At 72.4% G+C, this 19,044-nt stretch carries 23 protein-coding genes; 14 read left to right on the top strand and 9 right to left on the bottom strand.

The window, feature by feature from the left end; genetic code table 11:
• Nucleotides 1-7: 7 nt before the first annotated feature.
• The 4 genes from nuoH to BLQ34_RS18095 are packed head-to-tail and all read right to left on the bottom strand — an operon-like array spanning nucleotide 8 to nucleotide 2,464.
• On the bottom strand, nucleotides 8-967 hold the full coding sequence (nuoH, locus tag BLQ34_RS18110; RefSeq protein WP_172829425.1) for an NADH-quinone oxidoreductase subunit NuoH: 960 nt from the start codon (nucleotides 965-967) through the stop codon (nucleotides 8-10).
• Complete coding sequence (locus tag BLQ34_RS18105; RefSeq protein WP_231961353.1) at nucleotides 964-1,494, bottom strand: NADH-quinone oxidoreductase subunit C; 531 nt, start codon at nucleotides 1,492-1,494, stop codon at nucleotides 964-966. Before BLQ34_RS18105 ends, nuoH begins: the two co-directional genes overlap by 4 nt.
• Nucleotides 1,491-2,108: an NADH-quinone oxidoreductase subunit B gene (locus BLQ34_RS18100; RefSeq protein ID WP_091788749.1), complete on the bottom strand. Its 618-nt coding sequence runs from the start codon at nucleotides 2,106-2,108 to the stop codon at nucleotides 1,491-1,493. Before BLQ34_RS18100 ends, BLQ34_RS18105 begins: the two co-directional genes overlap by 4 nt.
• Nucleotides 2,108-2,464, bottom strand: coding sequence for an NADH-quinone oxidoreductase subunit A (locus BLQ34_RS18095; RefSeq protein WP_091788746.1), 357 nt, complete (start codon nucleotides 2,462-2,464; stop codon nucleotides 2,108-2,110). Before BLQ34_RS18095 ends, BLQ34_RS18100 begins: the two co-directional genes overlap by 1 nt.
• A gap of 70 nt (nucleotides 2,465-2,534) precedes the next feature.
• Here BLQ34_RS18095 and BLQ34_RS18090 point away from each other — a divergent pair, with 70 nt between their 5' ends.
• The 3 genes from BLQ34_RS18090 to BLQ34_RS18080 all read left to right on the top strand — a co-directional run bounded on the left by BLQ34_RS18090 (nucleotide 2,535) and on the right by BLQ34_RS18080 (nucleotide 4,849).
• A complete protein-coding gene (locus BLQ34_RS18090) occupies nucleotides 2,535-3,182 on the top strand; it encodes an LON peptidase substrate-binding domain-containing protein (protein ID WP_091788743.1) in 648 nt (215 codons plus the stop codon).
• Nucleotides 3,183-3,354: 172 nt separating this feature from the next.
• Nucleotides 3,355-3,858, top strand: a complete 504-nt coding sequence (locus BLQ34_RS18085; RefSeq protein WP_091788740.1) for a DinB family protein — start codon at nucleotides 3,355-3,357, stop codon at nucleotides 3,856-3,858.
• An 82-nt stretch (nucleotides 3,859-3,940) separates the two neighbouring features.
• Complete coding sequence (locus BLQ34_RS18080; RefSeq protein WP_197674741.1) at nucleotides 3,941-4,849, top strand: NAD(P)-dependent oxidoreductase; 909 nt, start codon at nucleotides 3,941-3,943, stop codon at nucleotides 4,847-4,849.
• Here the strand turns inward: BLQ34_RS18080 and BLQ34_RS18075 are convergent.
• The gene (locus BLQ34_RS18075) at nucleotides 4,846-5,388 is read right to left on the bottom strand and encodes a GNAT family N-acetyltransferase (RefSeq protein WP_091788737.1); all 543 of its coding nucleotides are present in this window, start codon (nucleotides 5,386-5,388) and stop codon (nucleotides 4,846-4,848) included. The two genes, BLQ34_RS18080 and BLQ34_RS18075, sit on opposite strands and share 4 nt — an antisense overlap.
• Nucleotides 5,389-5,521: 133 nt before the next feature.
• Entirely contained in the window at nucleotides 5,522-6,505 is a 984-nt protein-coding gene (locus tag BLQ34_RS18070; protein ID WP_091788734.1) for a glycoside hydrolase family protein, read from the bottom strand.
• 29 nt (nucleotides 6,506-6,534) lie between these two features.
• Here BLQ34_RS18070 and BLQ34_RS18065 point away from each other — a divergent pair, with 29 nt between their 5' ends.
• On the top strand, nucleotides 6,535-6,990 hold the full coding sequence (locus BLQ34_RS18065; RefSeq protein ID WP_091788731.1) for a cupin domain-containing protein: 456 nt from the start codon (nucleotides 6,535-6,537) through the stop codon (nucleotides 6,988-6,990).
• On the opposite strand, the gene BLQ34_RS18060 is transcribed toward BLQ34_RS18065, so the two are convergent.
• Nucleotides 6,960-7,256 (bottom strand): DUF2087 domain-containing protein, encoded by a 297-nt coding sequence (locus BLQ34_RS18060; protein WP_091788728.1) that lies wholly within the window; start codon nucleotides 7,254-7,256, stop codon nucleotides 6,960-6,962. The two genes, BLQ34_RS18065 and BLQ34_RS18060, sit on opposite strands and share 31 nt — an antisense overlap.
• A 165-nt stretch (nucleotides 7,257-7,421) precedes the next feature.
• Here BLQ34_RS18060 and BLQ34_RS18055 point away from each other — a divergent pair, with 165 nt between their 5' ends.
• Nucleotides 7,422-9,098, top strand: coding sequence for an HNH endonuclease signature motif containing protein (locus tag BLQ34_RS18055; protein WP_091788725.1), 1,677 nt, complete (start codon nucleotides 7,422-7,424; stop codon nucleotides 9,096-9,098).
• Between the two features lie 260 nt (nucleotides 9,099-9,358).
• On the opposite strand, the gene BLQ34_RS18050 is transcribed toward BLQ34_RS18055, so the two are convergent.
• Nucleotides 9,359-9,973 (bottom strand): hypothetical protein, encoded by a 615-nt coding sequence (locus BLQ34_RS18050; protein WP_157693132.1) that lies wholly within the window; start codon nucleotides 9,971-9,973, stop codon nucleotides 9,359-9,361.
• Nucleotides 9,974-10,102: 129 nt separating this feature from the next.
• Complete coding sequence (locus BLQ34_RS18045) at nucleotides 10,103-10,837, bottom strand: alpha/beta fold hydrolase (protein WP_091788718.1); 735 nt, start codon at nucleotides 10,835-10,837, stop codon at nucleotides 10,103-10,105.
• A 126-nt stretch (nucleotides 10,838-10,963) separates the two neighbouring features.
• Between BLQ34_RS18045 and BLQ34_RS18040 the strand changes: the two genes are divergently transcribed.
• From BLQ34_RS18040 to BLQ34_RS18000, 9 genes are all read left to right on the top strand, one after another.
• Nucleotides 10,964-11,266, top strand: a complete 303-nt coding sequence (locus BLQ34_RS18040; RefSeq protein ID WP_091788715.1) for an urease subunit gamma — start codon at nucleotides 10,964-10,966, stop codon at nucleotides 11,264-11,266.
• A 17-nt stretch (nucleotides 11,267-11,283) separates the two neighbouring features.
• The gene (ureB, locus tag BLQ34_RS18035; RefSeq protein ID WP_091788712.1) at nucleotides 11,284-11,637 is read left to right on the top strand and encodes an urease subunit beta; all 354 of its coding nucleotides are present in this window, start codon (nucleotides 11,284-11,286) and stop codon (nucleotides 11,635-11,637) included.
• The gene (locus BLQ34_RS18030; RefSeq protein WP_091788709.1) at nucleotides 11,630-13,339 is read left to right on the top strand and encodes an urease subunit alpha; all 1,710 of its coding nucleotides are present in this window, start codon (nucleotides 11,630-11,632) and stop codon (nucleotides 13,337-13,339) included. The genes ureB and BLQ34_RS18030 overlap by 8 nt, the downstream gene beginning before the upstream one ends.
• Nucleotides 13,340-13,345: 6 nt before the next feature.
• A complete protein-coding gene (locus BLQ34_RS18025; RefSeq protein ID WP_197674740.1) occupies nucleotides 13,346-14,014 on the top strand; it encodes an urease accessory protein UreF in 669 nt (222 codons plus the stop codon).
• Entirely contained in the window at nucleotides 14,007-14,759 is a 753-nt protein-coding gene (gene ureG / locus BLQ34_RS18020; protein WP_091788706.1) for an urease accessory protein UreG, read from the top strand. The genes BLQ34_RS18025 and ureG overlap by 8 nt, the downstream gene beginning before the upstream one ends.
• Entirely contained in the window at nucleotides 14,743-15,474 is a 732-nt protein-coding gene (locus BLQ34_RS18015) for an urease accessory protein UreD (RefSeq protein ID WP_091788703.1), read from the top strand. Before ureG ends, BLQ34_RS18015 begins: the two co-directional genes overlap by 17 nt.
• A gap of 66 nt (nucleotides 15,475-15,540) precedes the next feature.
• On the top strand, nucleotides 15,541-15,789 hold the full coding sequence (locus BLQ34_RS18010; protein ID WP_091790202.1) for an SCO4226 family nickel-binding protein: 249 nt from the start codon (nucleotides 15,541-15,543) through the stop codon (nucleotides 15,787-15,789).
• A 206-nt stretch (nucleotides 15,790-15,995) separates the two neighbouring features.
• Nucleotides 15,996-17,930 carry a 2-oxoacid:acceptor oxidoreductase subunit alpha gene (locus tag BLQ34_RS18005; RefSeq protein ID WP_091788701.1) on the top strand — a complete coding sequence of 645 codons (1,935 nt, stop codon included), beginning with the start codon at nucleotides 15,996-15,998 and terminating at the stop codon, nucleotides 17,928-17,930.
• Entirely contained in the window at nucleotides 17,927-19,024 is a 1,098-nt protein-coding gene (locus tag BLQ34_RS18000) for a 2-oxoacid:ferredoxin oxidoreductase subunit beta (protein WP_091788698.1), read from the top strand. The genes BLQ34_RS18005 and BLQ34_RS18000 overlap by 4 nt, the downstream gene beginning before the upstream one ends.
• Nucleotides 19,025-19,044: the final 20 nt, after the last annotated feature.

The raw sequence follows: 19,044 nt of genomic DNA, 5'->3' as shown, positions 1-19,044 counted from the left end.
TGGTCCGTCATGCGGTCGCCACCACCCAGACACCGGTCAGGGCCAGCTGGGCCAGCGCGAGCGGCACCAGGACCAGCCAGGCCAGCCGCTGCAGCTGGTCCTCGCGCAGCCGTGGCCACGCGACCCGCAACCAGATGACGACGACGGCGATGCAGAACCCCTTGAGCAGCGTCCAGAGCCACCCGAGCTGGTCGCTGGCGAGGCCGTGCCAGCCGCCGAGGTAGAGGACGGCGAACAGCAGGGACATGACGACGATCCCGGCGTACTCGCTGAGCAGGAAGAAGGCGAACCGCAACCCGGTGTACTCGGTGTAGGCGCCGAAGACGATCTCGGAGTCGGCCACCGGCATGTCGAACGGCGGCCGCTGCAGCTCGGCCACGGCGGACACGAGGAAGACCACCGCGCCGGGCAGCTGGAAGAGCAGCCAGGCCGGTGACCACGCGGTCACGATCCCGGTCAGCGACAGCGAGCCGGCGGCCAGGCACACGCTCGCCACCGCGAGCACCATCGGCAGCTCGTAGGACAGCAGCTGGGCCGCCGCACGCATGGCTCCCAGCAGGGAGTACTTGTTGGCGCTCGCCCAGCCGGCCATCAGGGTGCCGAGGATGCCGACCGCCGTGACGGCGAGGACGAACACCGCCGACGCAGGCAGGTCGGCGGCCACCACGTCGGGGCTGAGCGGGATGGCGGCCATCGCCACCAGGTAGGGCACCAGCGCGACCGCGGGGGCGAAGCGGAACACCCGCTTGTCGGCGGCTGCGGGGGTGATGTCCTCCTTCTGCACGAACTTCACCCCGTCGGCGACCAGCTGGGCCCACCCGTGGAAGCCACCGGCATACATCGGCCCGAGCCGGCCCTGCATGTGGGCCATCACCTTGTGCTCGGTCTGGCCCACGAGCAGGGGCAGGACGAGGAAGGCGGCGAGGACCCCGACCGCGCGCAGCGTCACCTCGACGGCGTCGTTCACCGCGGACCCCACTCGGGGTCGGGCACACCCGGAGCCGAGACGCGACGCCGGCCGGTCGGCTTGGCGTGCTCGGACTCACCCGGCTCCTTGGCGCCCGGCCACGGCTTGGAGGCTCGTGCCGCGAGGACGAACGACTTGCGCAGCGGCGTGCCCTCGAAGCCGTCGGGCAGGAGCAGCGGTCGCAGCCCGAGCCCGGTGCCGTCGTCGAACCCGTCGAAGTCGAGCCCGAACATCTCGTGGGTCTCGCGCTCGTGCCAGGCCACTCCGCGGAAGACGCCGGTCAGGCTGGCGAGGCTGGAACCGCTTGGCACCCGAGTGCGAAACAGCTTGCGGCGCAACGCAGTCGGAGTCGATCCATCCATCACATGACAGACGATGTCGAGCCCGGATGCCTGCTCATCGTCGGACTGGTCGACCGCGGTCAGCCAGTCGAAGAACGTGTAACCCTCGTCGCGCGCAGCCGAGACCGTCGCGACCCAGTCGGCCGGGTCGACCTCGGCGCGGGTCAGGGCCCCCGGGTCGGTCACGGGACCGCTCCGTCCGGGCGCTGCACGAGAGGCCGACTCACCTCTGCTGCCGAGGCCAGCCGGTGGCCGGCGTACTTGGCGCGGATTCCCTTGGTGGTCAAGGTCTCTGCGGCGATCTTCTCCTGCAGCTTGAGGATGCCCTGGAGCAGCGACTCGGGACGCGGTGGGCAGCCCGGCACGTAGACGTCGACGGGGATGATCGTGTCGACTCCCTTGGTCACCGAGTAGGAGTCCCAGTAGGGACCACCGGAGTTGGAGCAGGCCCCGAACGAGATGACGTACTTCGGCTCGGGCATCTGGTCGTAGAGGCGTCGCACGGCCGGGGCCATCTTGTCGGTGACCGTCCCCGACACGACCATCAGGTCGGCCTGCCGCGGGCCCGGTGCGAACGGGATCACGCCGAGCCGGATGAAGTCGTGCCGCGCCATCGATGCCGCGATGAACTCGATGGCGCAGCAGGCGAGCCCGAAGTTGAACACCCACAGCGAGTAGCGGCGACCCCAGTTGAGGACGACCCGGATCGGTTGGGGCGCGAGGTCGGTGGCCGGACCCACGCGGGGCATCGGCAGCGGCGTCGGCTGCGCTGCCGGTGGAGTCGGCCCGGTCGTCGCCATCAGAGCCACCGGAGCAGGCCACGACGGGCGGCGTGGACGAGGCCGACCAGCAGGATGCCGACGAAGACCGCGATCTCGACCAGCGACGCAGCCCCCAGGTTGCTGCGGACCACGAGGGCCCACGGAAAGAGGTAGACGGCGTCGACCGCGAAGATGACGTAGAGGAACGCGTAGACGAAGTAGCGCACCTGCGTCTGCGCCCAGTCGCGACCGACCGGGTCCACCCCGGACTCGTAGGTCGTCAGCTTGGCGCGGGTCGGCGCCTTGGGGGCGACCAGGGCACGGGCCCCCATCGCGGCCACGAAGAGCAGCAGGCCGACTGCGACCACCGCGGCGACGACGACGTAGGGCGACACGCTTGGCAGCCTAGTGGGACGACTGCGCGCTGGGGTGTCGCGCCGACTCGTGGGCGCCTAGCGTGGGTGCATGGCCCGGCTCCCGCTGTTCCCGCTCGGCACCGTGCTCGTGCCGGGCGCGACCCTGCCGCTGCAGCTGTTCGAGCCGCGCTACCTCGAGCTGCTCAGCGACCTCGTCAACGGCGCCGACGACCCCGACTTCGGCGTCGTGGCGATCCGGCAGGGACACGAGGTCGGCCCTGACGCCGTCCGCGACCTGCACGAGGTCGGGTGCGTGGCCCGCGTGGTGCAGGCAGCCCGCGTCGACGACGGCCGCTACCTCGTGGTCTCCACGGGGGTGCGGCGGTTCCACCTCGACGCGCTCCTGGCCGGCGCCGGCACGGCATACCTCACCGGTGAGGTGACCCTGCTCGAGGAGCACACCGGCGACGCCGGCGCGGTCGCCGAGCTCGCGGACCGGCTGCGCGTCGCGCTGCACGACTACGCCACGACCCTGGGCGCGGACGACCCGGCGTGGCCGGACGACCCCGAGGAGCTCTCGTATGCCGTGGGCACGGCAGTGGGGCTCGACCTCGGCGACCGCCAGCGGCTGCTCGCCGCCACCGACACCGAGACCCGGCTGCGGCTGGGCCTGCGCCTCGTGCGGCGCGAGCACCAGCTGACCAGGACCCTCGGCGTCGTGCCGCCGGACCCCGAGCACGGCTTCAACCCCAACTAGGCCTGGCCGCCGCCCACCAGCCGGCCTCGCGCCAGCCAACCGCGCGCCGGCCGACCGCGCGCCGGCCGACCTCGCGCCGGCCGACCGCGCGCCAGCCGACCGCGCGCCAGCCGACCGCGCGCCGGCCGACAAACTGGTGGCGCCTGTCGGTGCCGTGCGACAGGGTCGGCGCATGACGCGAACCGACAGCCCCGATGCCTGGGACGAACGCACCACCCTGCTCACGATGCTCCAGTACACCCGCGACACCGCCGCCGAGAAGGTGCGCGGGCTGGCCGAGGAGCACGTGGGCTCCGCTCCGCTGCCCGGTTCGCCGCTGATGACGCGCGGCGGGGTGGTCAACCACCTCCGCTGGGTCGAGCACTCGTGGATCGAGAACCGCTTCGTGGGCGGCCCCGACCTCGGGCCGTGGACCGACGAGGAGCCGGACCGCGAGTTCAGCCTCGGGGCGACGACTCCGCTGGAGCAGACGCTGCGCGAGTACGTCGAGCAGGCCGAGCGCACCGACGCGATCATCGCCGGGCTCGATCTCGACGACCGGTCGCAGACGCCGTTCCGCACCGGCGAGCACCCCACCCTGCGCTGGGTGATCCTGCACCTGGTCGAGGAGAACGCCCGCCACAACGGGCACCTCGACATCCTGCGGGAGCTCGCCGACGGGACCACGGGCGACTAGGAGTCCGAGCTCCTGCGGGAGCTCGCCGACGGGACCACGGGCGACGAGGAGTCCGAGGACCGGGCCGACCTAGGGTGGGGCCATGGACGGACCGCTGACGATCGGGGTGGTGTCCCCCGGGGCGATGGGCGCCGCGCTGGGCCGGGCCTGGCAGTCCGCGGGGGCGCGGGTGGTGGCGACGGTCGCCGGGCGCAGCGGGCGCACCGCCACGTTGGCGCGCGGTCTCGAGCTGCTGCCCGACCTCGCGTCCGTGGTGTCCACGAGTGACGTGGTGGTCAGCGTCGTGCCGCCCGGTGACGCGCGCACGGTCATGGCGGCGATCGTGGATGCTGCGTCGACCGCCGGCGTCAGTCCGGTGGTGGCCGACCTCAACGCCGTGTCACCCGCGACGGTTCGGTCGCTGGCCGACGTCGCGCAGGCAGCGGGACTGGTCTTCGTCGACGGCGCGATCAGCGGCGGACCACCACAGCCCGGTGGCGACACCATGCTCTACCTCGCCGGCGAACAGGCTTCCGTGCTCGACGAGCTCGCCGCCGACGGCCTGCGCACCCACATCGTCGGGACGCAGGTCGGGTCGGCGTCGGCGGTGAAGATGTGCACGGCGTCGGTCTACAAGGGCACGACCGCGCTGTGGGTGCAGGCGCTCCAGACCGCCCACGCCCACGGGGTGCTGGACGTCGTGCTGGCCGACCTCGCCGAGGAGTTCCCTGCCGCAGCCGCCACGGCCGGTCGGCGGATCGCGGTCGCGACCAGCAAGAGCGGTCGGTTCGTCGCCGAGATGGAGCAGATCGCGGCGACCCAGGAGGGCGCGGGGGTCGGGCCGGAGCTGTTCCTCGGGATGGCCGCCGTCTATGCGCGACTTGCAAGCACCCCGTTGGCCGGCCTCTCCCCCGAGCAGGCCCGCGACCTGACCGACCTGGCCGAGGTGCTGAGCCGGCTCCGCGAGCCGCGCCAGCCGCGCCAGCCGCGCCAGCCGCGCCAGCCGCGCTAGCCGTCGAGCCGCTCGAACGCCGGCGCGTAGCGGAACGCCCCCGACAGACCGTCGCCCCACGAGCCGAGCCGGCGCAGCATGAAGTAGGCCGGCCCCCAGTCCTGCGGCGGGGTGATGCCGTGGTCGGCCGCCGGCCCGAACCCGAAGCGCGGGTAGTAGGTCGGGTGCCCGAGCAGCACGATCCCGCGCTGGCCGACCGCGTCCGCTGCGGCGATCGTCGCGTGCATCAGGGCCGACCCGACCCCCGATGCCTGGTGGTCCGGGTCCACCCCCAGCGGACCCAGCGCGGCCAGCGGTGCGGGTCGGTCGTCCAGTCGGCAACGGCTCATCGCGACGTGGCCGACGACCCGGCCCTCACACTCTGCGACGAGGCACAGCGGCGCCAGGAGGTCACCATCGGCGCGCAGCTCGTCGACGAGGTTCGCCTCCAGCGAGCCGTCGACGGCGGGGGCGTCGTCGGTGGCCGGCTTGGCGAAGGCGCGACGGTGCAGGGCGCGGACCACGCCCTCGTCGCCCGGGAGCTCCTGGCGGATGAACATGCCCCGACCCTAGACACCAGACGAGGTCAGGCGCCCGCCAATAACCACCGCACCCGGCCGACCCCGGTGTGCCGCGAGGCTCAGCCGGCCACGCGGCATACCCGGCCCTGGTGTCGCGTCAGCGGGCGGCGGGTCAGCGCGCGACGAGGTAGCCCTCGTCGTCGAGGGTGACCGGGATGGGGTCGATGATGTGGAACCCGTCGAGTCCCTTCGGCTCGACGTTGCGGAAGCCGACGATGACCCAGGAGCCGTCGCGCAGCTGCACCAGCGGTGCGGCGAACAGGTCGGGCTCGGTCGTGAACGGCCGTGCGGCGTCGAGGTCCCAGGGACCGAGCGGGCCGGCGCCGGGCACCGACCAGGTGCAGTAGTCGCCGGTGCGCGCCTTGCGTTCGGCAGTCATCTCCTGCGGGTGGCAGGTGAAGACGAGCACCCAGCGGCCGTCGATCTGCTTGTTCTGCAACACCTCCAGCTGCCCGAAGCCCGCACCCGGCTCACAGAGCGGCGGGCCGAGGGTCCACTGCTCGAGGTCGGGGCTGGTGGCGTGGGCGACGACGCCGTCGTCGTTGCGAGCCGCGTCGCGGGCGCGGGCGCTGACGAACATGTGCCACCCGTCGCCCTCGGGGTCGGCGAAGACGAGTGGGTCGCGCCAGGTCTCGCTCGACCCCTCGAGGTCGGGACCCTCGGTGGGCGCGGGGGTGTTGGCGAGGTTCTTGTACCAGCGGCCGTCGACACGGACCACGGGTCCGGGACCGCCGCGCTCCCAGTGGTGCAGGTCGTCGGACACGGCCGAGCCGACCCGCTGGTCGTAGATGTGGTGTCCTGCGGTGGAGACGGCGGTGTAGAACATCCGCCACCGCTCACCGTCGCGGACCACCGAGCCGGTCCAGATGGCCAGGTCGTCGAACCGCTGGGCTCCGCTGCGGTCCGGGCCGAAGCACTTGCCCAGGTAGGTCCACGTCACGAGGTCGGGCGACGTGGCGTGCCCGACGGTGGCCGCGGTGTGCCGCTTGCCCGGGTCGCCGAGCGCGCGCGGCGCCTGGAGGAAGAACAGGTGGTAGAGGTCGCCGTCGTCGGCCACCCAGGAGTCCCAGACCCAGAGGTCGTCCAGCCTCAGCATGACCAGAGTGTGGCAGGGACACTGGTCGGATGAAGCCTCGTCTCGCCGAAGCCCTCGACCTGGAGCCGCACCCCGAGGGTGGGTGGTACCGCCAGACCTGGGCGTCGCCGGCCACGGTCCAGCTCGCCGACGGCCGCACCCGGTCGGCGGCGACCCTGATCTACTTCCTCCTGCCGGCCGGTGAGTCGTCCGCCTGGCACCGCGTCGCGAGCGACGAGCTGTGGCTCGCGCACACCGGCGTCGTCACCCTCGAGCTGGGCGGCTCCGGCGCCGCCCCGGCCCCGACGGGGGTCGGGGTCGCGGTGGGCGGTGACGAGGAAGCGCAGCTGCTGGTGCCCGCCGGGCACTGGCAGCGGACCCTCCCCGCCGACGCAGACGCCCTGGTGAGCTGCCTGGTGTCACCGGGGTTCGACTTCGAGGACTTCGAGCTGGCCTGGTCCGGGACCGGGGTGGGTCAGTCGACGGTGCCGCCGGCCCGCCAGTAGAGCCCGTCGCGGCGCTCGAGGAAGCCCTCTTCGACCAGGTAGCGGCGTAGCGCCGCGACATCGTCGTGCCAGGGCCGCAGCGCGTTGTTGACCTGCGTCTCGTCGTAGGTCGCGCCGATCTCGAAGTGCTGGGCCATCTCGTTGAGCACGACCAGGCGCTTGCGGATGCGGGTCGGGATGGCCGTGAGGCTGCCGTCCGGCCGCACGAACGCGCGCAGCACCGCCGCACGATCGGTGAGGGCGTCATCGAGGGCTGGCCGGTCCATGTCTTCGACCGTAGCCCGCGAACCATGAGTGGCCCCAGTGGTTTTCGAGGCACTGCGCCTGCGGCCTGCCTTGGTATGCCGCGTGGCCGGCTCGCCTGGCACGTCTCGGGCAGACGTGGTGGATGACGGGCATGGCTGTCGGTGCCGGCGGGTAGAGTCGAACACATGTTCGAGAGCGCCGAGGCCGTTGCGGCCACCGACCCAGCCGTCCTGGCCGGGGTGGTGTTCGGGCTGTCGGACGACGCGATCGCCGACCTTCCGGTCGAGCAGGCCGAGGCCCTGGTCCTCGCGACGCAGCGGGTGGTGAGCGCCGTCACGGCGCGCCAGCGCTCGGCGATGGAGACGGTGGTCCGGCGTTGCGACGAGCGCGTCGAGCAGGACGCTCGCGACGCCACGGCCGGTGGTTCGCCAAGGGGCCACGTGTCCGGGCAGGCCCTGGCTGCCGGGTCGCTGGCTGCCCTGCTCCACGTCTCGCCGCGCACCATGTCGACGCGCATCGACCAGGCCAGGCGACTCGTCTGCGCCCTGCCGCAGGTCCAGGAGCTGGCGTGGGCCGGCGACCTCGAGCCCTACCGTGTCGACGCGGTCGTCGCGGAGTCGGCTGCGGTCCACGCGGGTCGGCTGCACGAGTTCGAGGCGCGGGTGCTTGCCGGCGGCCTCGTGGAGGTGTCGTGCGCCACCCTGCGGAGCCGAGCCCGGCGAGCGGCCGACCGCTGCGCCCCGCACGAGGCCGCTGCGTTCGCCGAGCGGGCCCGCACGCTCAGTGACGTCCGGGTCCGACCTGGTGCGTGCACGGGCATGACGCGCCTCGTCGCCGACCTCCCGACCCCTGCGGCGATGCGCCTCTGGCACGCCGTCGACGGACTGGCCGGTGAGTACGCTCGCGCCCAGCCCGGGCAGCCGATGGGCGCGGCCAGGGCGGACGCGCTGACCGACCTCGTCGCAGCGAACTCGACGATCAGCACCACGATCGAGCTGGTCGCGCCGATCGACGCCGCCGAGCGCGAGCCGCGCACGCTGGACGTGTCGGGAGCCTGCGTGGCCGACCACCCGACCACTGGCACGACGGACGACCGCGACGAGACCGAAGGCGACCCCCAGGCGCGTCACCCGGCGGGCGTGGGTTCCGACGACCGCGACGAGACCGAAGGCGACCCCCAGGCGCGTCACCCGGCGGGCGTGGGTTCCGACGAACGCGACGAGACCGAAGGCGACCCCGAGGCGCGTCACCCGGCGGGCGTGGGTTCCGACGAACGCGACGAGACCGACGGCGAGGACGAGGGTGGTCAGCCCGGGGGCGTGGGCGGCGGTCAGGGTGCCCTGGTGTTCGAGGACCCGGGCGGCTGCGAGGAGCTCGACGACGGTGTGCTGCACGACCACGCCGACCGGATGTGGTTCGTGTCGTCGCACACCGAGGTGCCGTTGCTGGGTTCGTTGCTGCCCGCAGACGTGGTGGCGCTGCTGAGCGACCCCGACGTCACGGTTCGGCTGTCCCGCAGCGACTCGGTCACTGGTGCGATCCGGTGGCAGGACCCGAATACCTACCGACCCGGAGCGCGAGTGGCCAAGGCGGTGCGCTCCCGCGACGGAACGTGTCGCTTCCCCGGGTGCGCGACCGCGGCGAGGCGGTGCCAGCTCGACCACGTGGTCCGACATCCCGACGGCCCGACCTCCGTCACCAACCTCCAGTCACTGTGCGCGACCCACCACGGGTTCAAGCACCATGCCGGCTGGCAGGTCGAGATGGACGCGCTCGGCACCTGCACCTGGACTGCACCGGACGGTCGCACCCACACGACCTGGCCCCTGGACCGCCACGGTCACCGAGCCACTGCAGCCTGAGTCGCGAGGTCGGCAACGACCAGAGCCCACAGGCTCGGCGATGATGGCGAGGCAGAGCTAGCGGCTGAGGGCCACCATCACCACGAGGAAGACGATGGCCGCGGCCAGGGTGAAGAGGTGGTCGCGCACGGCATGCGTCGGGTGCTCGTCGAGCTCCAGCGACCTCATCATCCGGAGCGTGGGCGGACCAGCGGGTGAAGGAGCAGCCATCGGGACCCCCGAGGACAAGGCCGGGTTGCCTGGCTTCAGGCTACGCCTGGTCAGGTGCGGTGGATGCTCGTGGCCAGCACGTCGGCGCGTGCGGTGACGGTCGACTCGTCCGGGCTGGAGACCGTCAGGTTCAGGAGCTCGTCGCCCGTGTCGACGAACAGCCCGGCCCCGTGGACCGTGACCGAGCCGACCTGCTGCCGATACCTGGCCAGCAGCGCATCCCCGACGGCAGTCCGCAGCGGCCGCACGGTCACGTCCTGAGCGCCGGCCGCCTCCAGCTGCGAGACGAGCGCGCCCTCCGAAGGCACCTGGTCGAGGTCGACGACGGAGGCGTTGAGGTTGCTCGGGTCGGGAGCGGGAGCGCGCAGCTGCAGCAGGTACTGCGAGGCAAGGGTTGCCTTGAGCTCCTCCACCGTCATCCCGAGTGCCTTCGCGGCGGCCGCCAGGCTCTCCGGGGTGTCCTTGCTGGTGAACTTCACCCACCCCTGCGGCGCGGCGACGGAGACCCCTTGGGTGGGCACGTCCACCCAGGTGTGGCCGGCGGGGAGGGTTGCCGAGGTCCGTGGTGGAGGACTGGTCGCGTCCGGGCCGCTGCACCCCGACACCGTGAGTGCGAGCGCTGCGACCAACGCAGCCACCGTGGACGACCCCCCGAAAGTCTTCACCCCCTCACGGTAGCGATCCGACGCTGCCGGAGGGCGGCACTTGCCGACACGACACCGGACACCGACACCGGACATCGACACCGACACCAACCCCGAGCACGGACCCGACCCCGGCCGCGAACATCCGACTCAGCGTGGGGCCGTGCCGCCGGCGACCAGGTCGACGAGCACCTCGGCGACGCGGACCGGGTCGGCGAGGTGGCTGAGGTGGTGGCCCTCCTCGCGACGCACCACCCAGCCGGCGGTCGTCGCGAAGGCGAGCTCGTCGGCATACGTGTCACCGAAACCGAGGTATGCCGCAGGCCTCGACTCCCAGCCGGGCGGCACCGGGAGCGGCGTCGTGAAGTAGTCGGGCGGGAGCCGCGGGGCTGCCCGGGTGGCGCGGTCGAGCCACTCGTCGTCGGGGAACAGGGGTGCGACGTCGGCCCGGTCCCACCAGGCGGGCCAGGGCGGGAGCAGGCCGTCGGCCAGCGGGAGCGTCGCGATGAACTGCGCGAAGCCGGCGGGCGCGAGTCGGGTCTCGGTGACGCCCGGTGCGGGCAGCGCGGCGTCCATGAAGACGACGGGCAGCCCCGCCGGTTCGGCGACGGTGGGCGCGTAGAACCCGGCGTTGCTGTGCGCGAGGAGCACGGTGGCCCCGTGGTGCTCGCTCACAGCACGGAAGGCGGCCAGCACGGCAGCGGGCATCACGTCGCTGGCGGGGAGCGACGCGACGACCGTGGCGCACCCCCGGTCACGCAACGCCTCTGCGAGCGGCAGGTAGGTGGCCGGTCCGAGCAGGGGGCTCGGCAGGATGACGATGCGCGACTCCGACGAGGTGCGCCGTTCCGCTCCGGCCGTCGGGGCGTTCGGGCGTGGGGGCATCGTCCGACGCTAGCGCTGGCGGTGTCGAAACCCGCGCGAAACACTGCGTTGGTCTACTGACCACGCCACGTCGTGCCACCGGGTCGAACAGGTCGTCCCGGGACGGCACGCCCCCGAGGAGTCGCCATGCACCTGTCACCCGCTGACACCGAGAAGCTGCTGCTCTCGGTGGCCGGCATGGTCGCCCGCGACCGCCTCGCGCGTGGTGTGCGGCTCAACCACCCCGAGTCCGTCGCGCTGCTGTCCACCTGGGTCATCGAGCGAGCCAGGGACGGCGCCCTCGTCGCCGACCTGATGGAGCAGGGCCGCACGGTCCTGCGCAGAGACCAGGTCATGGAAGGCGTTGCCGAGATGATCGGTGACGTGCAGGTCGAGGCGACCTTCCCCGACGGGCGCAAGCTCGTGACCCTCCACCACCCGATCACCTGACCGCTGCAGGAGACACCGTGAGCCACCACACGTCAGGGCCGGGCGCGATCCGGGTCGCACCCGGCACCGTCACCCTCAACGCCGACCGGACCGCTGCCGAGCGGCTCGTCCTGGTGATCGTCAACACCGGCGACCGCCCCGTGCAGGTCGGGTCACACCTGCACCTGCCCGACAGCAACGCTGCGCTCGACTTCGACCGGGCCGCCGCCCACGGCTTCCGGCTCGACATCCCGAGCGGGACCTCGGTGCGGTTCGAGCCCGGCGTGAGCCGGGAGGTTGCCGCGGTGGCCCTGAAGGGCCGACGACGAGTCCCCGGCCTGCAGCGGCCGGCCACCACAGGTCGCGCGCCGGAGGGAGACCTCGATGGCTGAGCTGGACCGCGACCGCTACGCCGCCCTCTACGGTCCGACGACCGGCGACCAGGTGCGGCTGGGTGACACCGACCTGTGGGTCGAGGTCGAGGACGACCTGACCTTCGGGGGCGAGGAGGCCGTGTTCGGCGGCGGCAAGTCCATCCGTGAGTCGATGGCCCAGGGGACCCGCACCAACGCCGACGGCGCCCTCGACACCGTCATCACCAACGCGATCGTGCTCGACCACTGGGGGATCGTCCGCGCTGACGTCGGCATCCGGGGCGGGCGGATCGTCGCGCTGGGCCGCAGTGGCAACCCCGACATCGCGGACGGCGTGCACCCCGACCTCGAGATCGGGCCGGGCACCGACGTCATCTCGGGCGAGGGCCGCATCCTGACCGCAGGAGGTGTCGACCTGCACGTGCACTTCCTGTCGACCAGCCAGGTGCACGAGGCCCTGGCCAGCGGCGTCACCACCCTCGGCGGTGGCGGCACCGGCCCGTCCGAGGGGTCCAAGGCCACCACGGTCACGCCGGGCCCCTGGCACCTGCAGTCGGTGCTGCGTGGTCTGGACCACCTGCCCGTCAACCTGCTCCTCATGGGCAAGGGCAACACCGTGAGCGCCGCGGGACTCGAGGAGCAGGCGCGCGGCGGGGCCGCGGCCTACAAGGTGCACGAGGACTGGGGCAGCACTCCCGCCGCGATCGACGCAGCCCTTCGCGCAGCCGAGGAGTTCGGCCTGCAGGTGGCGCTGCACAGCGACAGCCTCAACGAGGCGGGTTTCGTCGACTCGACGCTGCGCGCCGTCGGCGGGCGGAGCATCCACGCCTTCCACACCGAGGGCGCCGGCGGCGGTCACGCGCCCGACATCATCACGATCGCCAGCCACCCCAACGTGCTGCCCGGCTCCACCAACCCGACCCTGCCCCACACCGTCAACACGGTCGCCGAGCACCTCGACATGTTGATGGTCTGCCACCACCTCAACCCCGCGGTCCCCGAGGACCTCGCCTTCGCGGAGAGCCGGATCCGCGCCACGACCATCGCGGCCGAGGACCTGCTGCACGACGTCGGCGCCCTGTCCATGACGAGCAGCGACGCCCAGGCGATGGGCCGGATCGGCGAGGTGGTCACCCGCACCTGGCAGGTCGCCCACGTGATGAAGGCGCGGTGGGGCCCGCTCGGCGGCGGGCTTGCCGCCGACAACGAGCGGGCCCGGCGCTATGTCGCCAAGTACACGATCAACCCGGCCGTCGCCCACGGCATCGACCACGAGGTCGGATCCGTCGAGCCGGGCAAGCTCGCCGACCTCGTCCTGTGGGACCCGAAGTTCTTCGGCTGGCGCCCTGACGTGGTGATCAAGGCCGGAGCGATCGTGTATGCCGCGCTGGGCGACCCGAACGCGTCGATCCCCACGCCGCAGCCGGTGCTGATGCGCCCGGCCCTCGTCGGCGAGGGCGGGGCCGGCGCCGACCACTCGCTCACCTTCGTCTCGCCCATCGCCCTCGACGACGGCCTGGCCGACCGGCTCGGGCTGCGCCGCACCCTCGCCGCCGTGCGGCCGACCCGCGAGGTGACCAAGGCCGACATGGTCAACAACGACGCCCTGCCCGTCATCGAGGTGGACCCGGAGTCCTTCGAGATCCGCATCGACGGCGAGCGCGTCGAGCCGGCGCCAGCCGCGGAACTTCCTCTGGCGCAACGCTATTCGCTGTTCTGAGGTCGAGTGCTTCCCCAACCCGAGTTCGCGTCGCTGCTGCTGGCCGACGGGCGGCTGCCCGTCGGCGCGCACACCCAGTCGTCGGGACTCGAGCCTGCCCTGCTCGGGGGGCTCGAGCAGCCCGACATCCCCGCCCTCATTGCCACGCGGTTGCGGACCGTCGTGGTGGTCGACACTGCGACGGCGGTGGTGGCCCGGCACCGGACGCTCGCCGCGCTCCCGCTCGACGAGGTGCAGCTCGCCTGGGCCGCACGCACCCCGAGCGAGATCGTGCGGGGCGCCTCCGTGGCGGTGGGTCGTGGCCAGCGCCGGTTGGCCCAGCGGCTCTGGCCGGACAGCGCGACCTCGTCCGCGCTGGCGCGGATGCCCGCTCCGGCGCGTCCGGTCGCCGTGGGCGCGATGGCGGCGGCGGCCGGCCTCGACGGCGCCCGCACGGCCCGGCTCGTCGCCTACGACGACGTGCAGTCGCTCTGCGCCGCAGCCCTCAAGCTGTGTCCCTTGGACCCGATCGAGGCCACCGAGTGGTTGCTGCGCTCCGGCCCGGCAGTCGAGGAGCTCGTCGCCACGGTTGCCCACCTCACCGAGCCCGACGACATACCCGCTCCGTCGGCTCCGTTGCTGGAGCACTGGCAGCACGCCCACCCCACCCACCCCCGGAGGTTGTTCAGTGCCTGACACCACGCCAGAGGCCACCCGCGCGTTCCGGCTCGGCGTCGCCGGTCCGGTCGGCACCGGCAAGTCGTCGCTCATCGCCATGGTCTGCCGCGAGCTCGGCGACGAGCTGCGGCTCGGGGTCGTCACCAACGACATCTACACCGACGAGGACGCCCGCATGCTCCGCGCGGCCGGCGTCCTGGACCCCGAGCGGATCCGCGCCGTCGAGACCGGTGCGTGCCCCCACACTGCGATCCGCGACGACGTGACCGCCAACCTGCTCGCGGTGGAAGACCTCGAGGCCGACTTCGCACCACTCGACCTCGTGCTGGTCGAGTCCGGGGGCGACAACCTCACGGCGACGTTCTCGCCCGCGCTCGTCGACGCGCAGGTCTTCGTCCTCGACGTGGCCGGTGGCGGCGACGTGGTGCGCAAGGGCGGGCCCGGCATCTCGCGCGCAGACCTCCTGGTGGTCAACAAGACCGACCTCGCGCCCCATGTCGGGGTCGACGCCGACCTCATGCAGGTGGAGGGTCGGGAGGCTCGGGACGGCGGACCGGTCATCGGGCTCTCGCGCACCGACCCGGACTCGGTCGCCCAGCTGCGCGCCTGGGTGCTCGCAGTGTTGGGTGACCACCGCAGCGGGCAGCACGTCCCCGTGGACCCCGGGCCGATGGCACCGCACAGCCACGCCGACGGCGGCACGCACGCGCACGCCCACGCCCACGCCCACGCCCACGGTGCTTCCGGTGACCACTCACACTGAGGTCCGCACCGCACGCGTCGAGCTCTGGCCGGACGAGGGCCCCGGGAACCGCCGCAGCCGGCTGGTCCTGGCCACCGGGCTGGTGTCCCCCCGCGTGGTCCGGCACGAGGGCGCGGCGGCCGAGGTCGCCCTCGTCGCCACGACCGCGAGCCTCCTGGGGGGCGACACCATGCGGCTCGCGGTCGCCGTCGGCCCTGGCTTGCGCCTCGACCTGCGCGACGTCGCCGGCACGGTGGCCTACCACGGTCGCGGGCTCGGCTGCGTGGTCGGCGCGACCCTGCGCGTGCACGAGGGCGCCACCCTCACGTGGGCTGGTGAGCCCCTGGTCGTCGCCGACGGCTCTGTCGTCACCCGGCACCTGGGGGCGCAGGTCGACGACGGCGGTCGCCTGCTGCTGCGCGACCGGGTCACCCTCGGCCGCAGCGGCCAGGCCGGTGGCCGGCTCGACTGCCACACGACGCTCACGCATGCCGGTCGGCCGGCGCTCGTGGAGCACCTCGAGGTGCGCGCCGGGCTCGGCCCCGGTGCGCTCGGCGACGCACGGGTGGTCGACACGGTCACCGCCCTCGGGTGGCGACCGGAGCCGGTGCCGGGCCACCCGGCATACCGGCTGCACGCAGCGGGCTCGGTGGTCCGCCAGCTGGTGCGCGAGGCGCACCACTCGTCCCTTCCTCGCGTGTGGGATGCGTGGCGGCAGGACCTGCCACCACTTTGACGGATCCTGCAGCGAAGGTTCCGGCGTAGCGTGACGAGACCACCACCACGAGAGGAGTGAGTGACCATGGCCCAGTTCATGGACGTGCACACCAACATGCCGGGAGTCACCGCGGAGGCGCTGCTCGAGGCCCACCGAGCCGACCTCGCCATCCAGGACGAGGAGTCGGTGGACTTCAAGAGCGCGTGGGGCGACCCGGTGACCGGGCACGTGTTCTGCCTGTCCGAGGGCCCCGACAAGGACGCCATCCAACGGATCCACGAGCGCGCGGGCCACCCCTACGACGAGATCCACGAGATCACCGTCACCGCCTGAGCCCGGCGACTGCACGAGCGGTCCTGACAGGTCACACCCATAACGCCGTGTTGGGTGTCTCAAAAGCAGGGTGGTCAGGTTTGGCGTCCCTGGTGCGACGTACGATGGACGAGCAGGCAGCGCCCAGCCGTCCGCAGGCGAAGCGCCCGTGACGCGCCGGGCGCGGGGCCTCATGGAACCGTTCGTCCACGACCCGTCAGGACCGCATGAGCAAGAACGTCGAGAAGCTCGACCGCGTCGTCATCCGCTTCGCCGGCGACTCCGGCGACGGCATGCAGCTCACCGGGGACCGGTTCACGTCGGAGACGGCCGCACTCGGCAACGACCTGTCGACGCTGCCCAACTTCCCCGCCGAGATCCGCGCGCCCCAGGGCACCCTGCCCGGCGTCTCGAGCTTCCAGCTGCACTTCGCCGACCACGACGTGCTGACGCCCGGCGACGCCCCCGACGTGCTCGTCGCGATGAACCCGGCCGCGCTCAAGGCCAACCTTCGCGACCTGCCCCGCGGCGCCACGATCATCGCCAACACCGACGAGTTCACCAAGCGCAACCTCGCCAAGGTCGGCTACGACACCAACCCCCTCGACGACGGAACGCTGGAGTCCTGGCTGGTGCACCCGGTCGCCCTGACCTCGATCACCGTCGAGGCGCTCGCGGCCTTCGACTCCTTGTCCCGCAAGGACAAGGAGCGCGCCAAGAACATGTTCGCGCTGGGACTCCTCTCGTGGATGTACCACCGCCCGACCGCCGGCACCGAGTCGTTCCTGGAGAAGAAGTTCGGGTCCAAGCCCGACATCCTCGCCGCCAACCTCACCGCCCTCAAGGCCGGGCTGGCCTACGGCGAGACGACCGAGGCGTTCGCGGTCTCCTACGAGATCGCCCCGGCCAAGATGGCCCCCGGCACCTACCGCAACATCACCGGCAACGTCGCGCTCGCGCTCGGCCTGGTCACCGCGTCGCACCGGGCCGGCATCCCGCTGGTGCTCGGGTCCTACCCGATCACCCCAGCCTCCGACATCCTGCACACCCTGTCGGGGCTCAAGCGCTACGGCGTGACCACCCTGCAGGCCGAGGACGAGATCGCCGGCATCGGCGCCGCCCTCGGTGCGTCCTTCGGTGGCGCGATCGGTGTGACCACCACGTCCGGCCCGGGTGTCGCGCTCAAGTCCGAGACGATCGGCCTGGGGGTGTCCCTCGAGCTGCCGCTGGTCATCGTCGACGTCCAGCGCGGCGGCCCCTCCACGGGTCTGCCGACCAAGACCGAGCAGTCCGACCTGCTGCAGGCGATGTTCGGTCGCAACGGCGAGTCACCGGTCCCGATCATCGCGCCGCAGTCGCCGGCCGACTGCTTCGACGCCGCACTCGAGGCGGTCCGCATCGCCACCTCCTACCGCACGCCGGTGTTCCTGCTGTCCGACGGCTACCTCGCCAACGGCTCGGAGCCGTGGTCGATCCCGTCGGTGGCCGAGCTGCCCGACCTCACCGTCGAGTTCGCCAGCGAGCCCAACGACACCGACGCCAAGGGTGAGCCGGTCTTCCACCCGTTCCTGCGCGACGAGACCACGCTCGCGCGGCCGTGGGCGGTCCCCGGCACCCCCGGTCTCGAGCACCGCATCGGCGGCATCGAGAAGGCCAACGTCACCGGAAACATCTCCTACGACCCCGACAACCACGACCTGATGACCCGGCTGCGCGCCGCGAAGGTCGAACGCATCGCCGACACGATCGACGACCTCGAGGTCGACGACCCCAGCGGCGACGCCAGGGTCCTGGTGCTCGGATGGGGCTCCACCTACGGCCCGATCGCGGCCGCCACCCGAAGCGTCCGCAACACCGGCGCCAAGGTCGCCCGGGCCCACCTGCGCCACCTCAACCCGTTCCCCGCGAACACCGGTGAGGTGCTGCGCCGCTACGACCGGGTGCTCGTGCCCGAGATGAACATGGGCCAGCTCGCGATGCTGCTGCGGGCCCGGTTCCTCGTCGACGTGCACTCCTTCACCCAGGTGCGCGGTCTGCCGTTCACCACGGTGGAGCTCGCCGACGCCATCGTGTCGCTCGCCTCCGTCGACCCCACGGCACCCGACGACGTCAACACCGACCAGGGCCCCGACACCGTGGTCGCCAAGGGAGGACTCGCATGACCACCGACCTGGGTATGCCGGGCAGTGCGCCTCCCAGCGGCACCGCGGGCGTGCCCCGCCTCGCCGACGACGCCCCGCGCCAGACCAAGAAGGAGTTCACCTCCGACCAGGAGGTGCGCTGGTGCCCGGGGTGCGGCGACTACGCGATCCTCGCGGCCGTGCAGGGGTTCCTGCCCGAGCTGGGACTCAAGCGCGAGAACACCGTGTTCGTGTCGGGCATCGGCTGCTCGTCGCGGTTCCCCTACTACCTCGACACCTACGGCATGCACTCGATCCACGGGCGCGCCCCGGCGATCGCGACCGGTCTGGCCACCAGCCGTCCCGACCTGTCGGTGTGGGTCGTCACCGGTGACGGCGACGCCCTGTCGATCGGTGGCAACCACCTGATCCACGCGCTGCGCCGCAACGTCAACCTCACGATCCTGTTGTTCAACAACCAGATCTACGGCCTGACCAAGGGTCAGTACTCCCCTACGTCCGAAGTCGGCAAGATCACCAAGTCGACCCCGATGGGCTCGGTCGACCACCCGTTCAACCCGGTGTCCCTGGCGCTCGGGGCCGAGGCGAGCTTCGTGGCGCGCACGACCGACACCGACCGCAAGCACCTCACCGAGGTGCTGCGGGCGGCCGCCGAGCACCGCGGCACGTCGCTGGTCGAGATCTACCAGAACTGCCCGATCTTCAACGACGGCGCGTTCGACCTGATCAAGGACCGCACCGAGCAGGAGGCGCGGATCGTCCACCTGGCCGATGGCGAGCCGGTGGCCGTCGGCCCCGAGCACGACCGCCAGGTCCTGGTGCGCGGCGCGGGCGGGACGATGGAGTTCGTCCCGCAGGCCGAGTCCGCGGGCCGTGACGTCGTCGTCCACGACGTGGCCGCCGCCGACCCGACCCAGGCCTTCGCCCTGTCTCGGCTGGACTCCCCGCAGATGACGCACGTGCCGATGGGCATCTTCCGCAGCGTCTCCCGGCCGACCTACGACGACCTCGTCCGGGCCCAGGTGGACGCCGCCGTCGACACCGCGGGCGGGCGCCCGACCGACGCCGACCTCGACGCCCTGATCCGCGGCCGCGACACCTGGACCGTGGCGTGACCGCCGCGTCCTCGCCCGCC

The organism is Pedococcus dokdonensis (assembly GCF_900104525.1).
In the GTDB taxonomy this organism is placed as follows: domain Bacteria; phylum Actinomycetota; class Actinomycetes; order Actinomycetales; family Dermatophilaceae; genus Pedococcus; species Pedococcus dokdonensis.
Note: the sequence above shows the minus strand (reverse complement) of the source record. Positions and strands in the feature narration are given on the sequence as shown.

Excerpts from the sequence above, each read along its gene's own strand:
- BLQ34_RS18100 (WP_091788749.1), bottom strand. The coding sequence starts at position 2,108 with ATGGCGACGACCGGGCCGACTCCACCGGCAGCGCAGCCGACGCCGCTG.
- BLQ34_RS18055 (WP_091788725.1), top strand. The coding sequence starts at position 7,422 with ATGTTCGAGAGCGCCGAGGCCGTTGCGGCCACCGACCCAGCCGTCCTG.
- BLQ34_RS18065 (WP_091788731.1), top strand. The coding sequence starts at position 6,535 with ATGAAGCCTCGTCTCGCCGAAGCCCTCGACCTGGAGCCGCACCCCGAG.
- BLQ34_RS18040 (WP_091788715.1), top strand. The coding sequence starts at position 10,964 with ATGCACCTGTCACCCGCTGACACCGAGAAGCTGCTGCTCTCGGTGGCC.
- BLQ34_RS18070 (WP_091788734.1), bottom strand. The coding sequence starts at position 6,505 with ATGCTGAGGCTGGACGACCTCTGGGTCTGGGACTCCTGGGTGGCCGAC.
- BLQ34_RS18075 (WP_091788737.1), bottom strand. The coding sequence starts at position 5,388 with ATGTTCATCCGCCAGGAGCTCCCGGGCGACGAGGGCGTGGTCCGCGCC.
- BLQ34_RS18085 (WP_091788740.1), top strand. The coding sequence starts at position 3,355 with ATGACGCGAACCGACAGCCCCGATGCCTGGGACGAACGCACCACCCTG.
- BLQ34_RS18000 (WP_091788698.1), top strand. The coding sequence starts at position 17,927 with ATGACCACCGACCTGGGTATGCCGGGCAGTGCGCCTCCCAGCGGCACC.
- BLQ34_RS18060 (WP_091788728.1), bottom strand. The coding sequence starts at position 7,256 with ATGGACCGGCCAGCCCTCGATGACGCCCTCACCGATCGTGCGGCGGTG.
- BLQ34_RS18080 (WP_197674741.1), top strand. The coding sequence starts at position 3,941 with ATGGACGGACCGCTGACGATCGGGGTGGTGTCCCCCGGGGCGATGGGC.
- BLQ34_RS18090 (WP_091788743.1), top strand. The coding sequence starts at position 2,535 with ATGGCCCGGCTCCCGCTGTTCCCGCTCGGCACCGTGCTCGTGCCGGGC.
- BLQ34_RS18045 (WP_091788718.1), bottom strand. The coding sequence starts at position 10,837 with ATGCCCCCACGCCCGAACGCCCCGACGGCCGGAGCGGAACGGCGCACC.
- BLQ34_RS18030 (WP_091788709.1), top strand. The coding sequence starts at position 11,630 with ATGGCTGAGCTGGACCGCGACCGCTACGCCGCCCTCTACGGTCCGACG.
- BLQ34_RS18005 (WP_091788701.1), top strand. The coding sequence starts at position 15,996 with ATGAGCAAGAACGTCGAGAAGCTCGACCGCGTCGTCATCCGCTTCGCC.
- BLQ34_RS18010 (WP_091790202.1), top strand. The coding sequence starts at position 15,541 with ATGGCCCAGTTCATGGACGTGCACACCAACATGCCGGGAGTCACCGCG.